The following is a 17,969-nucleotide window of genomic DNA, read 5'->3' on the forward strand; positions in this document are numbered from 1 at the left end:
GTATCCGAAAAATCAAGATGTTTTTCGATTAACTGACAGGCCAAACGATGCAGAATGATATTGACTTCCTTTGAAGTGAGCAATATTTTTTGACTCATAATGAAGTGTTGTTTGGGATACAAATATAAGAATTATGAGTTAGGAATTATAAATTATGAGTTTAGAATTTAATAAATAAATTAAATTTTGATGAATTTCATCATTTTTGAATCTTTTAATATATCCGGATGGAATTTTCTAATATTTACTTTAATTCGAAAGAACAAAATTATATAACATTTTCAATAAATTGTATAACAAAATCTTTTACTAAAATAATAGTTTTACATTAATTATAATTTGCAATAAATAGTACTAATCAAAATTTAAAACCAAGAAATTATGAAAGATAAAATTACAAGAATAGTAATGCTTCTGATAATATTGATATCAGTTACGAGCTGCTCAATAGTTAAAGGCATATTTGAAGCGGGAGTGGGTGTTGGTGTTTTTATTGTAGTTATTATAGTGGCAGTTATTGCTTTTGTAATAAGCAAAATTATAGGAAAGAAATAAAAAAACTTATAAAAAATCCCGCTACACAGTAGCGGGATTAAATTCATTATCTATCAGTCTATAATCTTTTAAGAATACATTTTTATTCTCAATTCCTGAACTTTTTCATCATCAAGATAATCATCGAAAGTCATATATCGATCAATAGCTCCATTTGGAGTTAATTCGATAACTCTGTTAGCTACAGTTTGTGAAAACTCATGATCGTGAGTGGTAAAAATCACAGAACCTTTGAAGTTTTTAAGTGAATTATTGAATGCAGTAATTGACTCTAAATCCAAGTGATTCGTTGGCTCGTCAAGCATTAATACGTTGGCACGCTGCATCATCATTCGAGACAACATACATCTTACTTTTTCGCCACCAGACAAAACTCGACAGGTTTTCAACGCCTCTTCTCCAGAGAAAATCATTTTCCCTAAGAAACTACGAATATTAACTTCGTCACGTTCTTCTTCGGTTTTTACCCATTGACGCAACCAGTCAACCAATGAATCATCACTTTCGAAAAACGAATGATTTTCTACAGGTAAATAGGCCTGAATTGTAGTCACACCCCAATCATAAGTTCCTGAATCTGCTTTTTGATTTCCGTTCAGTATTTCGTAGAAAGCAGTAGTTGCACGAGAATCTTTGGAGAAAAGTACGATTTTATCTCCTTTGGCCATATTCAAATCGACTCCTTTAAACAAAATATCTCCATCTACAGAAGCGCTTAAATTTTGAACATTCAAAATCTGGTCTCCAGCTTCACGCTCTTGGTCAAAAATAATCGCAGGATAACGACGACTTGATGGTTTTATTTCGGAAATATTCAACTTGGAAATCATCTTTTTACGAGAAGTAGCTTGTTTTGATTTGGCCACATTCGCAGAAAATCGACGGATAAATTCTTCTAATTCTTGTTTCTTTTCTTCGGCTTTCTTGTTTTGTTGTGCGCGTTGTTTTGCCGCTAATTGGCTGGATTCATACCAGAAAGTATAATTTCCTGAATAGTGATTTATTTTACTGAAATCAATATCCGAAATATGTGTACAAACTGCATCTAAAAAGTGTCTGTCGTGTGAAACCACGATTACAGTATTTTCATAATTGGCCAAGAAATTTTCTAACCATGCAATGGTTTCAAAATCCAGATCATTAGTAGGTTCATCCATAATAAGCAAATCAGGATTGCCAAACAGCGCTTGTGCCAAAAGCACTCGAACTTTGGTTTTTCCTTCCAAATCGCCCATTAAAGTATAATGATTTTCTTCGGTGATTCCAAGATTTGAAAGCATTGAAGCCGCATCTGACTCTGCATTCCAACCATTCAATTCTTCGAATTGCACTTGTAACTCCCCTATTCTATCTGCATTTTCATCAGAATAATCCAAATACAAAGCATCCATTTCGGTTTTAATTTTGTGTAAAACCTTGTTACCCATCATCACTGTTTCCAGAACTGTATGTTGGTCAAACATATTGTGGTTTTGGTTCAAAACCGACATTCTTTTTCCTGGTTCCAAGTGAATGTTTCCAGATGTCGGATCCATATCACCAGCAATTATTTTTAGAAAAGTAGATTTTCCAGCTCCATTTGCACCAATAACTCCATAAATATTTCCATTGGTAAAGACCGTATTTACTTCGTCAAACAAAATTCTTTTGCCAAACTGAACTGATAAATTATTGATAGATAACATAAATTGTATTTTATAAAATTTTTGCAAAAGTACTAAAAAATAGTGGAGTTTAAATAGGCATTATTGAACCTTCACTTTTAGAATAAATATTTTTAACAATATTTGTTACAATTTATTTTTTTTTCATTCACTTTCCCAATATATTTACTGTCTTACAATACAAATAAATAATTTACCTTAAACCATTAACCAATTTATTATTATGAGTTCAGAAAATTCAAAAACCAACTGGGGACAATTTATTCCCTTAGTAATCGTCTTCTTCTTTTGGGGATTTGTCGCTGCCAGCAATGATATTTTAATTCCAGTATTCAAAAAAGCATTTGATTTAACACAAGGTCAAAGCCAGTTTGTATCAATCGCTTTTTATATTTCTTATACTGTGGGTTCCTTGATATATATGGGTATTTCATTATTGATGAAACAAGATTTAGTTAACAAAATTGGTTATAAAAATGGACTAGCCTTAGGACTGGTAATTTCGGCACTTGGAACATTGTTGTTTTATCCTGCGGCAAATACAGGGTCATATCCTTTAATGCTTGCCGGTTTATTCACGGTTGGTTTAGGTTTCTCTTTACAACAAACGGTTGCTAATCCATTAGCAATTGCATTGGGACCAATAAAAACTGGTGTACAGCGATTAACTTTAGCAGGCGGAATAAATAATTTAGGAACTACAATTGGACCACTTATTGTGAGTTTTGCTATTTTTGGTGCTGCTGCAACTGGAAATACGGATATGAGTATTGAAAGCGTTAAAATTCCTTATTTAATCTTAGGATTAGCATTTCTATTGGTAGCTGTTTTATTGAAATTTTCTTCATTACCAGAACATCCTGAAACTATAGTTGAATCTGCAGAAGATGCAGCTTCTTCAAAAAGTTCTGCATTGCAATATCCACAATTGGTTATGGGAATGATTGCTATTTTCCTATATGTGGGTGTAGAAGTTTCTACTGCAAGCAACTTGCCGGCTTATATGCAGAGTAAATTAGGCTTTGCTATTGGAGATATTGCACCATATATTTCATTATATTGGGCGAGTTTAATGATTGGTCGTTGGACTGGAGCGGTGGAAGCATTTACCGATAATATGAATCTTCAAAAAATACTGCGATTCTTAGCTCCCTATTTAGCATTTGGAGTTTTCTTATTGGTAAATGCAATTGCAAAACACGATTTAACTCCTTTCTATGTTTATGGATTAATTATTTTGGTATTAATTGCTGCTGATATGGCTAGCAAAGGAAACCCAGCCAGAATGTTACTAATTTTTGCCTCTTTGGGAATTGTAGCCTTATTTACAGGAATGGCAACAACCGGAATGATTAGTGTTTATGCTTTTACAAGCGTTGGTTTGTTTTGTAGTACACTTTGGCCTTGTATCTTTACTTTAGCTGTTAGCGGATTAGGAAAACACACTAGTCAAGGAAGCAGTTTCTTGATTATGATGATTATGGGTGGTGGAATCGTAAGTTGGACTCAAGGATTTGTTTCTGATAGTATCGGTATTCAAAGCAGCTATATTGTAGGCGTTGTTTGTTTTGCTTATTTGGCATTTTATGCTTGGAAAGTGAGCGGAATTTTAAAAATTCAAGGGATAGATTTCGATAAAAAAATCAGCGGAGGTCACTAATAATTGATAACAAAATAACAAAAGAGGATGTCCCATTTTTATATGAGACATCCTCTTTTGTTTGATATAAAAAAAGGACTCGTTTTCACGAATCCTTTTTTTATTTGACAATCAATCTAAACTGATTGTTCTTGTTTCTTTTTTGCTTTTCTTTCTTTATAAGCTTCCCAAGTCGCTCCGCCAACCCAATAGGATACGAAACCAACTAAAAAAAACATTAACCAAAACCCTATTGTAAGGACGGTTAAGAAAAGTAAAAAGCCTAAATACTGTGTAAAATCAAACATTTTTTCCGGAATTTTTGAATGTAGCCACAAATGTATGTTTTATATTTTTTCTTACCAATAAATACTTGATAATATTTTTTTAAAAGCACAGTAATCCGTAAATTTGGTCAACAATTTTGAAAACGTTTCGTACAACAATGGGGATTGAAATTGACATAAAATCGAATAATCATACAACACAAATAAATAACAAAATGAAATACAGAATAGAAAAAGACACTATGGGTGAAGTGCAGGTTCCTGCTGATAAATATTGGGGCGCACAAACAGAACGTTCCAGAAACAACTTTAAAATTGGCCCCTCGGCTTCAATGCCAAAAGAAATCATTGAAGGTTTTGCTTTCTTGAAAAAAGCAGCAGCTTATGCCAATTGTGATTTGGGAGTTCTTCCAATAGAAAAACGCGATGCTATTGCGGCCGTTTGTGACGAAATCCTAGCCGGAAAACTAGCCGATGAATTTCCGCTCGTGATTTGGCAAACAGGTTCAGGAACGCAAAGCAATATGAACGTGAATGAAGTCGTTGCTAATCGTGCCCAAGTTTTAAAAGGATTCGCCATTGGCGAAGGCGAACAATTCATCAAAGCCAACGATGATGTGAACAAATCACAATCTTCAAACGATACCTTCCCTACAGGAATGCATATTGCAGCTTACAAAGCTGTTGTGGAAACCACAATTCCAGGTGTCGAAAAATTAAGAGATACACTTCAGGCAAAAGCAGCCGAATTTAATACGGTTGTAAAAATTGGTCGTACGCATTTAATGGATGCAACTCCATTGACATTAGGACAAGAAATTTCAGGATATGCAGCCCAATTAAGTTATGGCTTAAAAGCTGTAAAAAACACCTTGGCGCACTTATCAGAAGTAGCGTTAGGTGGAACTGCCGTTGGAACTGGATTAAATACTCCGGCCGGATACGATGTAAAAGTAGCCGAATATATTGCCAAATTCACTGGACATCCTTTTGTAACTGCTCCAAACAAATTCGAAGCTTTGGCAGCTCATGATGCTATTGTGGAAACTCACGGTGCTTTAAAACAATTAGCGGTTTCTTTGAATAAAATTGCCAATGATGTTCGTATGTTGGCTTCTGGACCACGTTCAGGAATTGGTGAAATCATTATTCCGGAAAATGAACCAGGTTCATCAATTATGCCTGGAAAAGTAAACCCAACACAATGCGAAGCTTTGACAATGGTTTGCGCGCAAGTAATGGGAAATGACGTGGCAATATCAGTTGGGGGAATGCAAGGTCATTATGAATTGAATGTTTTCAAACCTTTAATGGCAGCAAACTTTTTGCAATCAGCACGATTGTTAGGGGAAGCATGTTTATCTTTTGAAGAGCATTGCGCCAGTGGAATCGAACCTAATTACAAACGTATCGAAGAATTGGTAAACAATTCCTTGATGTTGGTTACAGCTTTAAATACTAAAATTGGCTATTATAAATCAGCTGAAATAGCTCAAACCGCACACAAAAATGGCACTACCTTAAAAATTGAAGCCGTTCGTTTGGGCTATGTAACCGCCGAAGATTTTGATGCTTGGGTAAAACCAGAAGATATGGTGGGAAGCTTAAAATAGTTATAAATTTTGATAAAAAAAACCTGCAATTTGAAGTGAGGCACTGAAAAACATTGCTTATTTTGATTAGCGTTGTTTTCAGACAATAAAAAAGTACTTGTAACAGGATTTTAAAATCCTGTTACAAGCACTTTTCTTTTTATAACTGTTTTTTATTATAGGTTGTATCAGTCGATTTTGGACTTGTATAGCTTAATTCTGAATACTGCTTGTGTAGCTTGCGATTTCCTACATTAATTTGAGTATTCTTTTTAAGTTGACTGCAAAAATTGCTATTGCTCCTTGCATTTGCATATTTGTAATGCCGTATGATATTGCTCTATCATAACCGTGTACGTTTTTCAATTCACTATTTTTGGCTTCTATTTTGTATCGGTGTTTTGCTTTTTCTTTGTAATAGTCCGTTTCTTGAAAGGCGATTTGTTCTTGGTGTAAGTCTGATTTTATCGACACCGAATATGTTTTTGTTTTGGCTCCTTCTTTATAACAACCCTCTTTCAAAGGGCAAGATTTGCATTTTTCGACATCAAAATAATAAGTATCTACCTGATTCTTTCCAATATTTTTTTTGCCCTGAATAGCCTTTCGTATAGCCATATGTCCTGCTGGACAAACAAATCTATCGGCATCTTTATTGTAATCAAATTTATCGTCGTCTTTTCTAGCCCCTTGAGCTATAGTGACATTTAGTCTAGCTACCACTTTTATGTTTTGCTCACTTGTGAGTTTGAGATTTTCTTTTCCTGTATAAGCTCCATCACCAATAATGGTATCCACATCAATTCCGTTTTCTTGACTAATTTCTAAAAGTTTAGCCAATTCTGGCCCATCTCCTTTTTCGCCTGATGTGACTACAGCTGCTGTAATGATACGCTCTTCGGTCATTGCTAAATGAGTCTTATAGCCAAAAAAGGAACTATCGGCAGATTTATGACCCGTTTTAGCATCCGTATCTTTTGATAACGTAAAATTTTCCTGTGTGTCTTCTATGGTTTCTTTGAGCAGGTTTAATTTTTCTTTTACTGCTGGTATCGAACTTAAAGTTGGTTCTTTTTCTATTAGGTTCTCCAACTCTTTGCAATAGGTCAACTCTTTTTCCAATTCATCAGAGTTGTTCTTCTCTGGCATACGGTCTTTGTATTGGTCATCGAATAAATATACCGTTTTTCGCAAGTGTTTAGAACGCTCACGCAATACTTCAATTGCTGAAAAAGGATTGGATCTTGATAAAGTATGGGTAGCATCAACGATAATAGATTTGGAACGAATGATGCCTTTTTCAACGGCTATAGTTACCGTTTTGTTTATCAATAGATTTAATAAGTCGGTATCTTTCAATCGTAGTTTTCTGAATTTTGTCAATGAACTAGAATTGATAACACCTTCTTCCGGCGTCATTCCCAAAAAATATTTAAAAGACATATCAAAACGCGAACGCTCCACTACATCAACATCGGAAACCGTATAAATTGTTTTAAGAAGTAAATACTTAAACATACGCACAGGGCTCTCGGCGGTGCGACCATTATTGGCACAATAATTATTTAACAACTCATCGTAGATAAATGAAAAATCAATTAACTCATTTATTTTCCTTAGCATATTTTCCTTCGGAACGATTAAATCATATAGCGAAGAAAACTGACTAAACTGGATTGACTCTTGCTGAACTAACATTTAAAATGCCTTATAATTAAACTTAAAAATACAAAATAAGGAGCAGAAAAACTAGTTTTCTACTCCTTATTTATTAATCAATTAAGTACTAAAATGACTTTTTCAGTGCCCTCATTTGAAGTTGCAGGTTTTTTTATTCTAATTTTTAACTCGAAAGCAATCCATAAACCTGGTTGGCAATTTCGATTTCTTCATTGGTTGGAACGACCAATACTTTAGTTTTCGAGTGCGGACTATTGATTTCTCGGATTTTTTTCGAACGAATATCATTTTTAGAATCATCTAGTTCAATCCCAAAATACTCCATATCAGTACAAACTAACTTTCGCATATAGGATGAATTTTCTCCAATTCCAGCTGTGAAAATAATCGCATCCAAGCCATTTAGAGCTGCTGTATAAGAACCTATATATTTCTTGATTCGGTAGGCGTTCATTGCTAAAGCCAGTTGACAATCTTTGTTCCCTTGGCCGGCTTGAGATTCAATATCTCTCAAATCGCTAAAACCTGTAAGCCCTAGCATTCCGCTTTGTTTTTGCAACATCGTGTTGACATCGGCAAGGGAATAACCCAATGAATTGACCATATAAAATATCACTGATTGATCAACATCTCCACTACGAGTTCCCATTATCAAACCATTCATTGGTCCGAAACCGAGTGTATGATCAATACTTTTTCCGTCTTTTATGGCAGTCATACTACAACCATTGCCTAAATGTATGGTGATAATTTTGGAACTATTTTGCAAATATTTAATGGCTTTTTCCGAGACATACTTGTGACTTGTACCGTGAAAACCGTAAACTCGAATTTTATTTTCGGTCAAAAGGTAATTTGGTAAAGCATATTTATGAGCCAAAACAGGGATTGTTTGATGAAATGCCGTGTCAAAGACAGCTACTTGTTTGGCAGTATTAAAAATTTCTTCAGCAACAATTATGCCTTCAAAATTAGCTGGATTATGTAATGGAGCCAATTCAAAAAGTTGTTTTATTTTATCTTTTACCTTTTTGTTGATGATTGTTGTATCTGAAAAACCTGCCCCACCATGTACTACACGATGACCTACAGCTTCAATTTCTAGAGTGCTTTTAATCACCCCAACTTTTTCATCCATCAATAAACGAGCAATTTTTTCCAAACCTGTTTTATGATTAGGAATTGGCATGGATTCCTCAATTTTATTTTTATGGGTTTCATAACTTAAATTTGAAGTCTCTAACCCTATTCTGTCAATCATCCCTGAGCAAATAACTTCGCAAGAGGGCATATCAATTAACTGGTATTTTATAGAGGAACTTCCCGAGTTTATTATTACTATTTTCATTTTATAATCCTTGTGCTTGAATGGCTGTAATTACAACCGTGTTTATAATATCGTCAACGGTACAGCCTCGGCTTAAATCATTTACGGGTTTATTTAGTCCTTGTAACATTGGGCCAATTGCCAATGCGCCAGTTTCTCTTTGAACGGCCTTATAGGTGTTGTTTCCTGTGTTTAAATCAGGAAAAATCAAAACGCTGGCATGTCCTGCCACTTCTGAATTTGGCATTTTGCTTTGTCCTACTTCAAAATCTACGGCGGCATCATATTGAATTGGGCCTTCGATTTTTAAATCGGGACGTTTTTTCCTGACAATTTCCGTTGCAGCTCTTACTTTGTCTACCTCATCGCCTTTTCCTGATGAACCGGAAGAATAAGAAAGCATGGCAATTTTTGGTTCAATACCAAAAGCTAAACTGGAATCTGCTGATGAAATAGCGATTTCTGCCAATTGTTCCGCCGTTGGATTTGGATTAATGGCACAATCTCCAAAAATCGAAACTCGATCTTCCAGACACATAAAAAATATGGAAGAAACTACTGAAGAATTTGGTTTAGTTTTAATGAATTGTAAAGCTGGCAAAATAGTATGCTGCGTGGTATGCGCAGCTCCGGAAACCATACCGTCAGCATGACCTTTATAAACCATCATAGTGCCAAAATAGGAACCATCTTCCATCAAATCTTTGGCAATTTCCAAAGTCATTTTCTTTTCTTTTCGCAACTCATAATAGGTATTCACATAATCATCATAATGTTTTGATTTTATTGGATTAATGATGTGAACTTTCGAAAAATCGAAGGGTAAACCTAACTCTGCCACTTTGTTTTCTATTTGTTTTTTGTTGCCAATAATAGAAATATCTACCACATCCATGGCTAATAATCTTGAAGCTGCCATAATAATCCTGTCGTCGTTTCCTTCAGGCAAAACAATATGTTTACGATGTTTTTTAGCTCTCTTTACCAAGTTATATTGAAACATCTTTGGAGTCATTCCTTCTGCTTCAAACTTGATAAATTTTTCGGTCAAACTATCTAAATCTACGTATTTTTCGAAAGTATCAATAGAGGTTTGAATCTTTTGCTTGTTATTGGCATAAATCTTAGGTTTTATATCTCCAATTTTATTCGAAATCACATAAGTTCCTTCTTCAACTGCAATAATTGGCACTACTGATGAAAGCCCTTCAATTAATTTTAGAATAGTGTCTTCAGGAATAATATTACCCGTTAAAACTATTCCTGAAATTGCAGGGTAATTTATGGATTCATTGGCTTGCAAAGCCCCAAGAATAATATCAGCTCTATCGCCCGGAGTTATCACCAAACCATCCTCATTCAAGTGTAATAAATAGTTTCTCAATTGCATTGCTCCCACACTGAAACTTGATATTTGATTGTTCAAATATGCTTCTCCAAACAAAACTTTTGCGTTCAACTCGTTAGCAATTTCTAGAATTGTTGGGTTGTTCAAACTCGAAATTATTGGAATTGTATTGACTAAAACTTCATCTGGTAAGCTTTTCTTTAATCCTGAAGTAACTAATTTAATATTTTCGGGCTGTACTTTGTTGGCGATTACAGCTAAGACTTCCACATCTTTTACCTTAAACGAATCGTAAGCCAGGTAAAGGCTGTCGACTAATTCCTCCAATGTTTTCCCAACTCCAGAACCTACAATTATTGCCGGAATACCTAAGTTTTTGGCAATAAGAACATTCATATCCAATTCGATAACGGTTCCTTCTCCTGTAAAACTGGTTCCTTCGACTAATACAAAATCGAAACGTTCTTCCAATCGTTTGTATTTTTCAATAATCAAATCAATGACTTCGCCCAGTTTACCTTTGTTCTTCTTTTTGATTAATTTACTTTTCTTGATGGCATAAGCATCCTGAAAAGAAATATCCAACCCAAAATGGTTGATTACCGTTTCGATGTGATTATCAATTTTTCCGTCTTCAAAATCTTCGACAATAGGTCTAAAATAACCAACTTTTGCGGTTTTTCCAATGAGCATACTCATTAAACCCAGGGTAACAATCGACTTGCCACTATGTTCTTCGCTTGTCGCGATGTATATCGCTTTATTCATCTTTGTAACTTTTTATATTTATATTGAAATTCTATTTTAATTCCTAATGTGTTTTTTGAATATTTCCTTCTCAGAACCAATGTTGCCTTTTAAAATAAAACAGCATTCCTAAAACTATTAAAACCATAATGCCGATAATAGTATAATAACCGTGTTCATATTCTAATTCTGGCATATACTTAAAATTCATTCCATAAACACCCACAATAAATGTAAGCGGAATAAATATGGCCGAAACAACAGTAAGGGTCTTCATAATCTCATTCATTTTGTGACTTTGAGCTGAAAAATAATAATCAGAAGCACTATGAAGTGAACTCATATCTGACTCTATTTGTTCTAAAAGTTCTAAACTTTTTTGATGTAATCTGGAAAAAAAACTAAAATTTTCAATTTCAATTACATTAAAAACATCATCATCTTTCATACTTTTTATATCGTATAATGAATCTCTCAACGGAATGATGGAACGTTTCAGAAAATTAAAGTTATCTCTGTGTTTTTCTATTCTTTCTAAAATGATTGGGTCAGTATTATTTTTAGTTTGGTCAATCAATTCTTCAATTTTATCTTCTTCATTCTCAATGGTAATGTAAAAATTTTCCATAATGGCATCGAGAAGAATGTAGAGTAAATAATCTGCATTTTTTGTTCTGACAATCCCTGAATGCGTGCGAATACGTTCCCGAATATGGGTAAAAAAATCACTCCTTTTTTCTTGAAATGAAATCAAAATACCATCTTTTATCAAAAAACTGATTTGCTCAGCACTAATATTATCGCTATCTCCTGCTGGTAACAATGATTTTATGTTAAAAAATAAAGTGTCGTGTTGTTCTTCTATTTTGGTTCTTCTATTGGTATTCAAAATATCGGCAAGCATAAAGTTGTCTATTTTGAAATAGACGCTGATAGATTTTAGCAAGTCAATATCATTCAAACCGTGAATATTGAGCCAGTTTGTTTTTTGAATATCAATGCTTTTGGTTAAATCAGAAACATTAAAATCTTCATATTCAGACAAACTAGCATCGTCATAAACGAAAAGCTGCATTTCTGAATCTGTTTTTTTATGAATACCGGTATATTCCAGATTATAAGGTTGTAGTTTTCTACCTTTCTTATATTTGATTTTTCTCATCCAAATTGTTTTACAAGCAAAATTACGGAAATCTATTATAAAGAATGTGACATTTATCATTTGTTGGAAATAAAAACAAAAAAACCGTCCAGTTTATTTTTACTTGGGACGGTTTTATATAAATTATAAGATGCAAAGTAGGCTGTCTATTTCCCCAATAAAAACAGTAATGGGACATCTAATCTTTTTCGCCAAGCGGCTTCTGTGTGTTCTTCGCCTTCAAATTTTCTTGTTTCCCAATTTTTTCCTTGAATATATCCTTTGGATTTCATCGCCTCATCCATTTTTTTTTGATAAGGTTCATACCAAGAATCGAGGGTTTTAGTACCATAATCAAAATAAATTCGATTGTTTTTCCCTTCTGGTAAATTTAATTTTAAGTAGTTGATAATTAATGACGGAATTTCAGGAATATTTTGTTTCAAACTCACTGGAAAATGTGTCGAAAGGCAAGCAACCGCTCCAAAAACTTCTGGATATTGAGTTTCTGCATAAATAGTAATTAATCCTCCCATACTCGAACCCATCATAAAAGTATTCTTTTTATTCTTTAAGGTTCTAAAATTTGAATCCACAAAAGGCTTCAATTCTTCGAAAATAAATTTCAAATAGTCATCTGCCAAAGGCCCACCATTATACTCTTCGTCAAGAATTTCTCTTAAATATTTGTTTTCAATTGCTAAATTTTCAAAAGGTTTATTCGGTTGGTATTCTCTAAATCTTTTGGGTGTATTCCAAATACCAACAACAATAGCTTCTTGTATTTTGTTTTCTTTAATCAACTTGGTCATCATTTCGTCCACTTCCCATTCTTCTCCTGAAAGACTTCGTCCAGGTTCGAACAGTGACTGGCCATCGTGCATATACAAGACTGGATATTTCTTGTTTGGAGACGTTTCATAACTTGGCGGAAGCCAAATATCCACATTTCTTGGATCTACATATTTTGATTTGAAATCGGGAAATTTCTTGATATCTTCTGTCTGAGCATTACCCATCAATGTGAAAAATAAACTTATTACAGTGATTATTTTGTCCATTTTAAAGTTGCTTAAAATAATATTAATTTCATTATACGGTAAAAGTTTTCAATAAACGAAAGTGCTTTTTGAAGTAATATTAAGAAAAACTTTTAAAACGAAATTATATTGCATAAAAAAACCGAACTATTTCTAGCTCGGTTTAACCAAAAATTAAATAAATTAAATTTAGTTTGTTTGGGACTTTAATGCTAAATTATATACGACCAATCCAAATCCTATTTTATTAATAGCATCTGCAATATTATAAGCTACATCAACACTTCCTTTACCAATGATTCCGGAGTACCATCCATCAGTTCCTAACATATATCCTAATGGATAAATTGCCCAGCCTACAAGTACAAACCAACATAAAATTTTGTGAGATGAAAGAACATTTCCTCCAGCGGCTGCAGCAAGTTTAGATGCTTCTCCTAACCAGATTTCATAAACGATTGCAAAATAAGCTATACCTGAAACTAATCCCCAAATTTGAGCATTTCCAGTATCAACAGCTTCACCAAAGTAACCTGTAACTAACATTATTATGGAGTAAATAATCATTTTCCACAATAAGGACTGTTTGGCACCTGCAATTTTTAATATTAAATAAAACTCAAGACACATTAATGGCACAGTTAAGATCCAGTCAACATATCGGAAAAAGGTCGGGGATTCTCCGAAACTTGCCCAATAATCTCTCATGTAAAAATAATGTACTGCTGCGATAAATGTAATTAATCCAGATACTAGTACAGAAGTACGCCACTTTTTATCAAACTGATTGAGCGATAAAAAGAAAAAAGCTGAAGCTGCCATCATAGCCATACAACCAACAAAAAACGTAAAACCAACATAATCGGTTGGTAACATTTTAGAAATTAAACTCGGAATAAACATAAAATTTGTCATAAATAATAAAGTTAATTGGTTATTGTTTAAACAAATCTACAAAAGATTAAACAATAAAAAACATTTTGTTTAGTTTTTTTTTATTAATTTTCAACAAAATATAAAATTTGATGGCTAAATATTCTAAAATATCAATAGTGGCAAGCTTTTTTGGATTATGGTTGGATTCGTTTTTTTCGAATCATATTCAAATAATTTTAGGTTTTTCCTTGATTTTCTCTTTTGGAATCTTACATGGTGCTAATGATTTGATTCTTATTGAAAATAAAAACAGCAGAAAAACGACTATTTCATTTATAAAAACACTTTTGATATATGTTATGATTGTAACGTTAAGTGCAATTTTGTTTTACTTTATACCCTGGTTTGCACTTTTCTTATTTATAATAGTTAGCGCTTTTCATTTTGGAGAACAACAATGGAAAGAATTGATTAGTTACTACCCAAATTGGATGTGCAATTCAATTGCTTTTACTTATGGGCTTTTTATACTTTTATTATTGTTTATTTTTCATACTTCAGAAGTAGAAAATATAATTTTCGAAATTACTAAGATTAGAATCCCTACTCTATCTATTCCTTTATTATTTAAAATTTTCGGAATTGCCTTTTTATTGACAAGTGCTTATTCCTATTATAAATACACTGAAATCAGGGAAAAGATTCTGACAGAGGTTTTTTATTTAATTGTATTCACCATTATTTTTAAAACATCCAGTTTAATTTGGGGATTCTCTATCTATTTTATTTTATGGCATAGTATCCCTTCTATTTTAGAGCAAATGAAATTTTTATATGGTAACTATTCATTACCTAATTTTAAAAGCTACTGTAAATCTGCTTTCATATATTGGCTTATATCCATTCTGGGAATTGCAATGCTCTATTATATATTTAGAGATGACCAAATATTCAATGCAATCTTTTTCTCCTTTTTAGCCGCAATAACTTTTCCTCACGCTTTTGTAATAACAAAAATGTATAATAAAAAACTAGACGGAACTGCACATAAAGAATGACAAAAAAAAACCGAGCTATTTCTAGCTCGGTTCTCTATTTTAGATTCCGATATATCGGGAGTTCTATGCTTATTTTACTTCTTCGAATTCAACGTCTTCAACATTGTCTCCTTGAGCTTCACCTTGTGGTTGAGCTTCTTGTTGACCACCTTGGGCTTGTTCTCCTTGAGCATACATAGCTTCGGTAGCTGTTTTCCAAGCTGCATTGATTTTGTCAAGTGCAATTTGGATCGCATCGATATCTTGAGATTGGTGAGCCATTCTCAATTCAGTCAAAGCATATTCGATAGCCACTTTGTTGTCATCAGTCAATTTCTCTCCTAATTCTTTCAATTGAGATTCAGTTTGGAAAATCATTCCATCTGCTTCGTTTAATTTTTCGGCTCTTTCTCTTGCGATTTTGTCCGCTCCAGCATTTGCTTCGGCATCTTTTTTCATTCTTTCGATTTCTTCCGCTGTTAATCCAGAAGAAGCTTCGATACGAATATCGTGAGATTTACCAGTTCCTTTATCCGTTGCCGAAACTTTGATGATACCATTAGCATCAATATCAAAAGTTACTTCAATTTGTGGAACACCTCTTGGTGCTGGTGGAATACCATCTAAATGGAAACGACCAATTGTTTTATTATCAGCAGCCATTGCTCTAGCTCCTTGTAATACGTGGATTTCAACTGTAGGTTGAGAATCTGCAGCAGTAGAGAAAACTTGCGATTTTTTGGTTGGAATAGTTGTATTAGACTCAATTAATGTAGTCATAACTCCACCCATAGTTTCGATACCAAGAGATAAAGGAGTTACGTCAAGCAACAATACATCTTTTACATCTCCAGAAAGAACTCCACCTTGAATAGCTGCTCCAATAGCAACAACCTCATCAGGGTTAACTCCTTTAGACGCTTTTTTACCAAAGAATTTTTCTACTTCGTCAACAATTCTTGGCATACGAGTAGAACCTCCCACTAATATTATTTCGTCAATATCAGAAACTGATAAACCTGCATCTTTCAAGGCTTTGGCAACTGGTGCCATAGAACGTTTTACTAATGAGTCCGTCAATTTTTCGAATTGAGCTCTAGTTAATTTTTTAACCAAGTGTTTTGGTCCTGAAGCTGTAGCAGTTACGTAAGGCAAGTTGATTTCAGTTTCGGCAGAAGAAGACAATTCGATTTTTGCTTTTTCGGCAGCTTCTTTCAAACGTTGCAAAGACATTGGATCTAAACGTAAATCAATACCTTCTTCGGTTAAAAATTCAGCAGCTAACCAGTCAATAATTTCGTGGTCAAAATCATCTCCACCAAGGTGAGTATCGCCATTTGTAGAAAGAACTTCGAAAACACCGTCTCCTAATTCAAGAACAGAAATATCAAATGTACCTCCACCTAAATCGTAAACAGCAATTTTTTGATCTTTTCCTTTTTTATCCAAACCGTAAGCCAAAGCTGCAGCTGTAGGTTCGTTGATAATACGCATAACTTTAAGACCTGCAATTTCACCTGCTTCTTTTGTAGCTTGACGTTGTGCATCATTAAAGTAAGCTGGAACAGTAATAACTGCTTCAGTAACTGTTTGACCTAAATAGTCTTCAGCAGTTTTTTTCATTTTTTGAAGTGTCATAGCTGACAATTCTTGTGCAGAATATAAACGTCCGTCAATATCCACACGTGGAGTATTGTTGTCCCCTTTTACAACTGAATAAGAAACTCTTTTAGCTTCTTTAGTAATTTCAGAGAAAGAATGACCCATAAAACGCTTTATGGAAGCAATCGTTTTTGTAGGATTGGTCACTGCTTGTCTTTTTGCAGGATCACCCACTTTAATTTCGCCACCTTCAACAAATGCGATGATAGATGGTGTTGTTCTTTTTCCTTCTGAATTAGGAATTACTACTGCTTCACTACCTTCCATTACAGAAACACAAGAGTTTGTTGTACCTAAATCAATTCCGATTATTTTACCCATTTTTATTTATATTTAATTTTTATTGAATACTTATTTTCACGGTTCGAGTTGCAATAGTCAATCTTTGTGCCAATAGAAAAAACCCAAATAAATTGTCAGTTTATGTTAAAATTGGCGCAAAAAGGTATGACAAGATGACATTTTAGGAGCTAATCCAGCTGTTCACTATATCTCTTGCGGTCTCGTTTTAGGGCGAGACCACAGAGGCAATTGCGAGAGTAATTGATCCATCTGGACTAGAGCAATCGAGTAAACCAGATGATTTGCTTTTATTTAAAAATATTCAGTGTTTAAACAGTCAAGTTTGTAAGAAAATTTTATATATTTGAGGGAAATATAAAGCGAAACAAACCTTCGCCAATCTACCCAAATTTGGGTGTATACGAAAGTTTGTTTCGGCAATTAGGAAGTTAGGGGTCAGTTTATAAGAAATTCGCAGGGAACACCACGAATTTATTCATTTACAAATAAATTTAAATAATGAAAAAAATCTTTGTGCTACTTTTGTTTTGCTATAACGGTTATGGACAAATTTTAACTCTAGTTGCAAATTCTTATATCAAGCAAGAAATAAATGGGACAACAAAAAGAATAAATAAAGTTGCAATACTAGTATATTCAACAGAATATTGTTTGTTTCATATAGATAATGAAATTGATATATTACTAAACATTGATTATCAAAAAACTCTTCAACATGGTTACATTCATGAGAGTTTAATTTCTCAAGATAAAGACTATGGGATTATAATTGATAAGCTAGGAAAATCTAGCGAATATGGAGACATGTATCAAGTATCATTGCCTCATAATGGAGGCTCTTATATTGTGCCTAATTGTAAAATTTATTCAGGAAATGGCCAAGTCAAAGGAACATTGTATGTAGTTAACTGGAAAGAATTAGAGAAAAAAGCTCAACATGATAAAATCTTGATTCGCCAAAAAGACTCTATTAGTAAAGCCTATGAATTAAATCGGCAAATTGAGGAGATTGACGCAGGGCAAACGCACCAGTTTTTTTTTAAAAACTATATAATTATCTGAATATAAATG

14 protein-coding genes and 1 pseudogene are annotated in these 17,969 nt (G+C 33.6%); 5 read left to right on the plus strand and 10 right to left on the minus strand.

The window, feature by feature from the left end; all coding sequences use genetic code 11:
- A pseudogene (locus ACH2BV_RS09310) lies at nt 1–98 on the minus strand (bifunctional pyr operon transcriptional regulator/uracil phosphoribosyltransferase PyrR); the annotation flags it as partial.
- A gap of 283 nt (nt 99–381) precedes the next feature.
- On the opposite strand from ACH2BV_RS09310, the gene ACH2BV_RS09315 reads away from it, so the two are divergent.
- Nucleotides 382–555: a hypothetical protein gene (locus tag ACH2BV_RS09315; RefSeq protein ID WP_395050452.1), complete on the plus strand. Its 174-nt coding sequence runs from the start codon at nt 382–384 to the stop codon at nt 553–555.
- Nucleotides 556–623: 68 nt separating this feature from the next.
- Here ACH2BV_RS09315 and ACH2BV_RS09320 read toward each other — a convergent pair whose 3' ends face one another.
- A complete protein-coding gene (locus ACH2BV_RS09320) occupies nt 624–2,240 on the minus strand; it encodes an ABC-F family ATP-binding cassette domain-containing protein (RefSeq protein WP_395050453.1) in 1,617 nt (538 codons plus the stop codon).
- A 202-nt stretch (nt 2,241–2,442) separates the two neighbouring features.
- Between ACH2BV_RS09320 and ACH2BV_RS09325 the strand changes: the two genes are divergently transcribed.
- Nucleotides 2,443–3,879: an MFS transporter gene (locus tag ACH2BV_RS09325; RefSeq protein ID WP_395050454.1), complete on the plus strand. Its 1,437-nt coding sequence runs from the start codon at nt 2,443–2,445 to the stop codon at nt 3,877–3,879.
- A 116-nt stretch (nt 3,880–3,995) separates the two neighbouring features.
- On the opposite strand, the gene ACH2BV_RS09330 is transcribed toward ACH2BV_RS09325, so the two are convergent.
- Nucleotides 3,996–4,166: a hypothetical protein gene (locus ACH2BV_RS09330; protein ID WP_395050455.1), complete on the minus strand. Its 171-nt coding sequence runs from the start codon at nt 4,164–4,166 to the stop codon at nt 3,996–3,998.
- A 194-nt stretch (nt 4,167–4,360) separates the two neighbouring features.
- On the opposite strand from ACH2BV_RS09330, the gene fumC reads away from it, so the two are divergent.
- Nucleotides 4,361–5,758 carry a class II fumarate hydratase gene (gene fumC, locus ACH2BV_RS09335; RefSeq protein ID WP_395050456.1) on the plus strand — a complete coding sequence of 466 codons (1,398 nt, stop codon included), beginning with the start codon at nt 4,361–4,363 and terminating at the stop codon, nt 5,756–5,758.
- A gap of 228 nt (nt 5,759–5,986) precedes the next feature.
- Here fumC and ACH2BV_RS09340 read toward each other — a convergent pair whose 3' ends face one another.
- The 6 genes from ACH2BV_RS09340 to ACH2BV_RS09365 all read right to left on the minus strand — a co-directional run bounded on the left by ACH2BV_RS09340 (nt 5,987) and on the right by ACH2BV_RS09365 (nt 13,935).
- Complete coding sequence (locus tag ACH2BV_RS09340; RefSeq protein WP_395050457.1) at nt 5,987–7,435, minus strand: IS1182 family transposase; 1,449 nt, start codon at nt 7,433–7,435, stop codon at nt 5,987–5,989.
- A 145-nt stretch (nt 7,436–7,580) separates the two neighbouring features.
- Nucleotides 7,581–8,765, minus strand: a complete 1,185-nt coding sequence (locus ACH2BV_RS09345) for an acetate/propionate family kinase (RefSeq protein ID WP_395050458.1) — start codon at nt 8,763–8,765, stop codon at nt 7,581–7,583.
- 1 nt (nt 8,766) lies between these two features.
- Nucleotides 8,767–10,860: a phosphate acetyltransferase gene (pta, locus tag ACH2BV_RS09350; protein WP_395050459.1), complete on the minus strand. Its 2,094-nt coding sequence runs from the start codon at nt 10,858–10,860 to the stop codon at nt 8,767–8,769.
- A 70-nt stretch (nt 10,861–10,930) separates the two neighbouring features.
- Nucleotides 10,931–12,001, minus strand: coding sequence for a magnesium/cobalt transporter CorA (gene corA, locus ACH2BV_RS09355; protein WP_395050460.1), 1,071 nt, complete (start codon nt 11,999–12,001; stop codon nt 10,931–10,933).
- Between the two features lie 146 nt (nt 12,002–12,147).
- Nucleotides 12,148–13,041: an alpha/beta hydrolase gene (locus ACH2BV_RS09360; protein WP_395050461.1), complete on the minus strand. Its 894-nt coding sequence runs from the start codon at nt 13,039–13,041 to the stop codon at nt 12,148–12,150.
- Nucleotides 13,042–13,209: 168 nt separating this feature from the next.
- Complete coding sequence (locus tag ACH2BV_RS09365; protein ID WP_395050462.1) at nt 13,210–13,935, minus strand: bacteriorhodopsin-like; 726 nt, start codon at nt 13,933–13,935, stop codon at nt 13,210–13,212.
- 110 nt (nt 13,936–14,045) lie between these two features.
- Between ACH2BV_RS09365 and ACH2BV_RS09370 the strand changes: the two genes are divergently transcribed.
- Nucleotides 14,046–14,954, plus strand: coding sequence for a Brp/Blh family beta-carotene 15,15'-dioxygenase (locus tag ACH2BV_RS09370; RefSeq protein ID WP_395050463.1), 909 nt, complete (start codon nt 14,046–14,048; stop codon nt 14,952–14,954).
- A gap of 69 nt (nt 14,955–15,023) precedes the next feature.
- On the opposite strand, the gene dnaK is transcribed toward ACH2BV_RS09370, so the two are convergent.
- On the minus strand, nt 15,024–16,916 hold the full coding sequence (gene dnaK, locus ACH2BV_RS09375) for a molecular chaperone DnaK (RefSeq protein WP_395050464.1): 1,893 nt from the start codon (nt 16,914–16,916) through the stop codon (nt 15,024–15,026).
- A 480-nt stretch (nt 16,917–17,396) separates the two neighbouring features.
- Here dnaK and ACH2BV_RS09380 point away from each other — a divergent pair, with 480 nt between their 5' ends.
- A complete protein-coding gene (locus ACH2BV_RS09380) occupies nt 17,397–17,960 on the plus strand; it encodes a hypothetical protein (RefSeq protein WP_395050465.1) in 564 nt (187 codons plus the stop codon).
- The last annotated feature ends 9 nt before the right edge of the window (nt 17,961–17,969 follow it).

Origin of the sequence: Flavobacterium sp. (assembly GCF_043780635.1) — a bacterium.
GTDB lineage: Bacteria > Bacteroidota > Bacteroidia > Flavobacteriales > Flavobacteriaceae > Flavobacterium.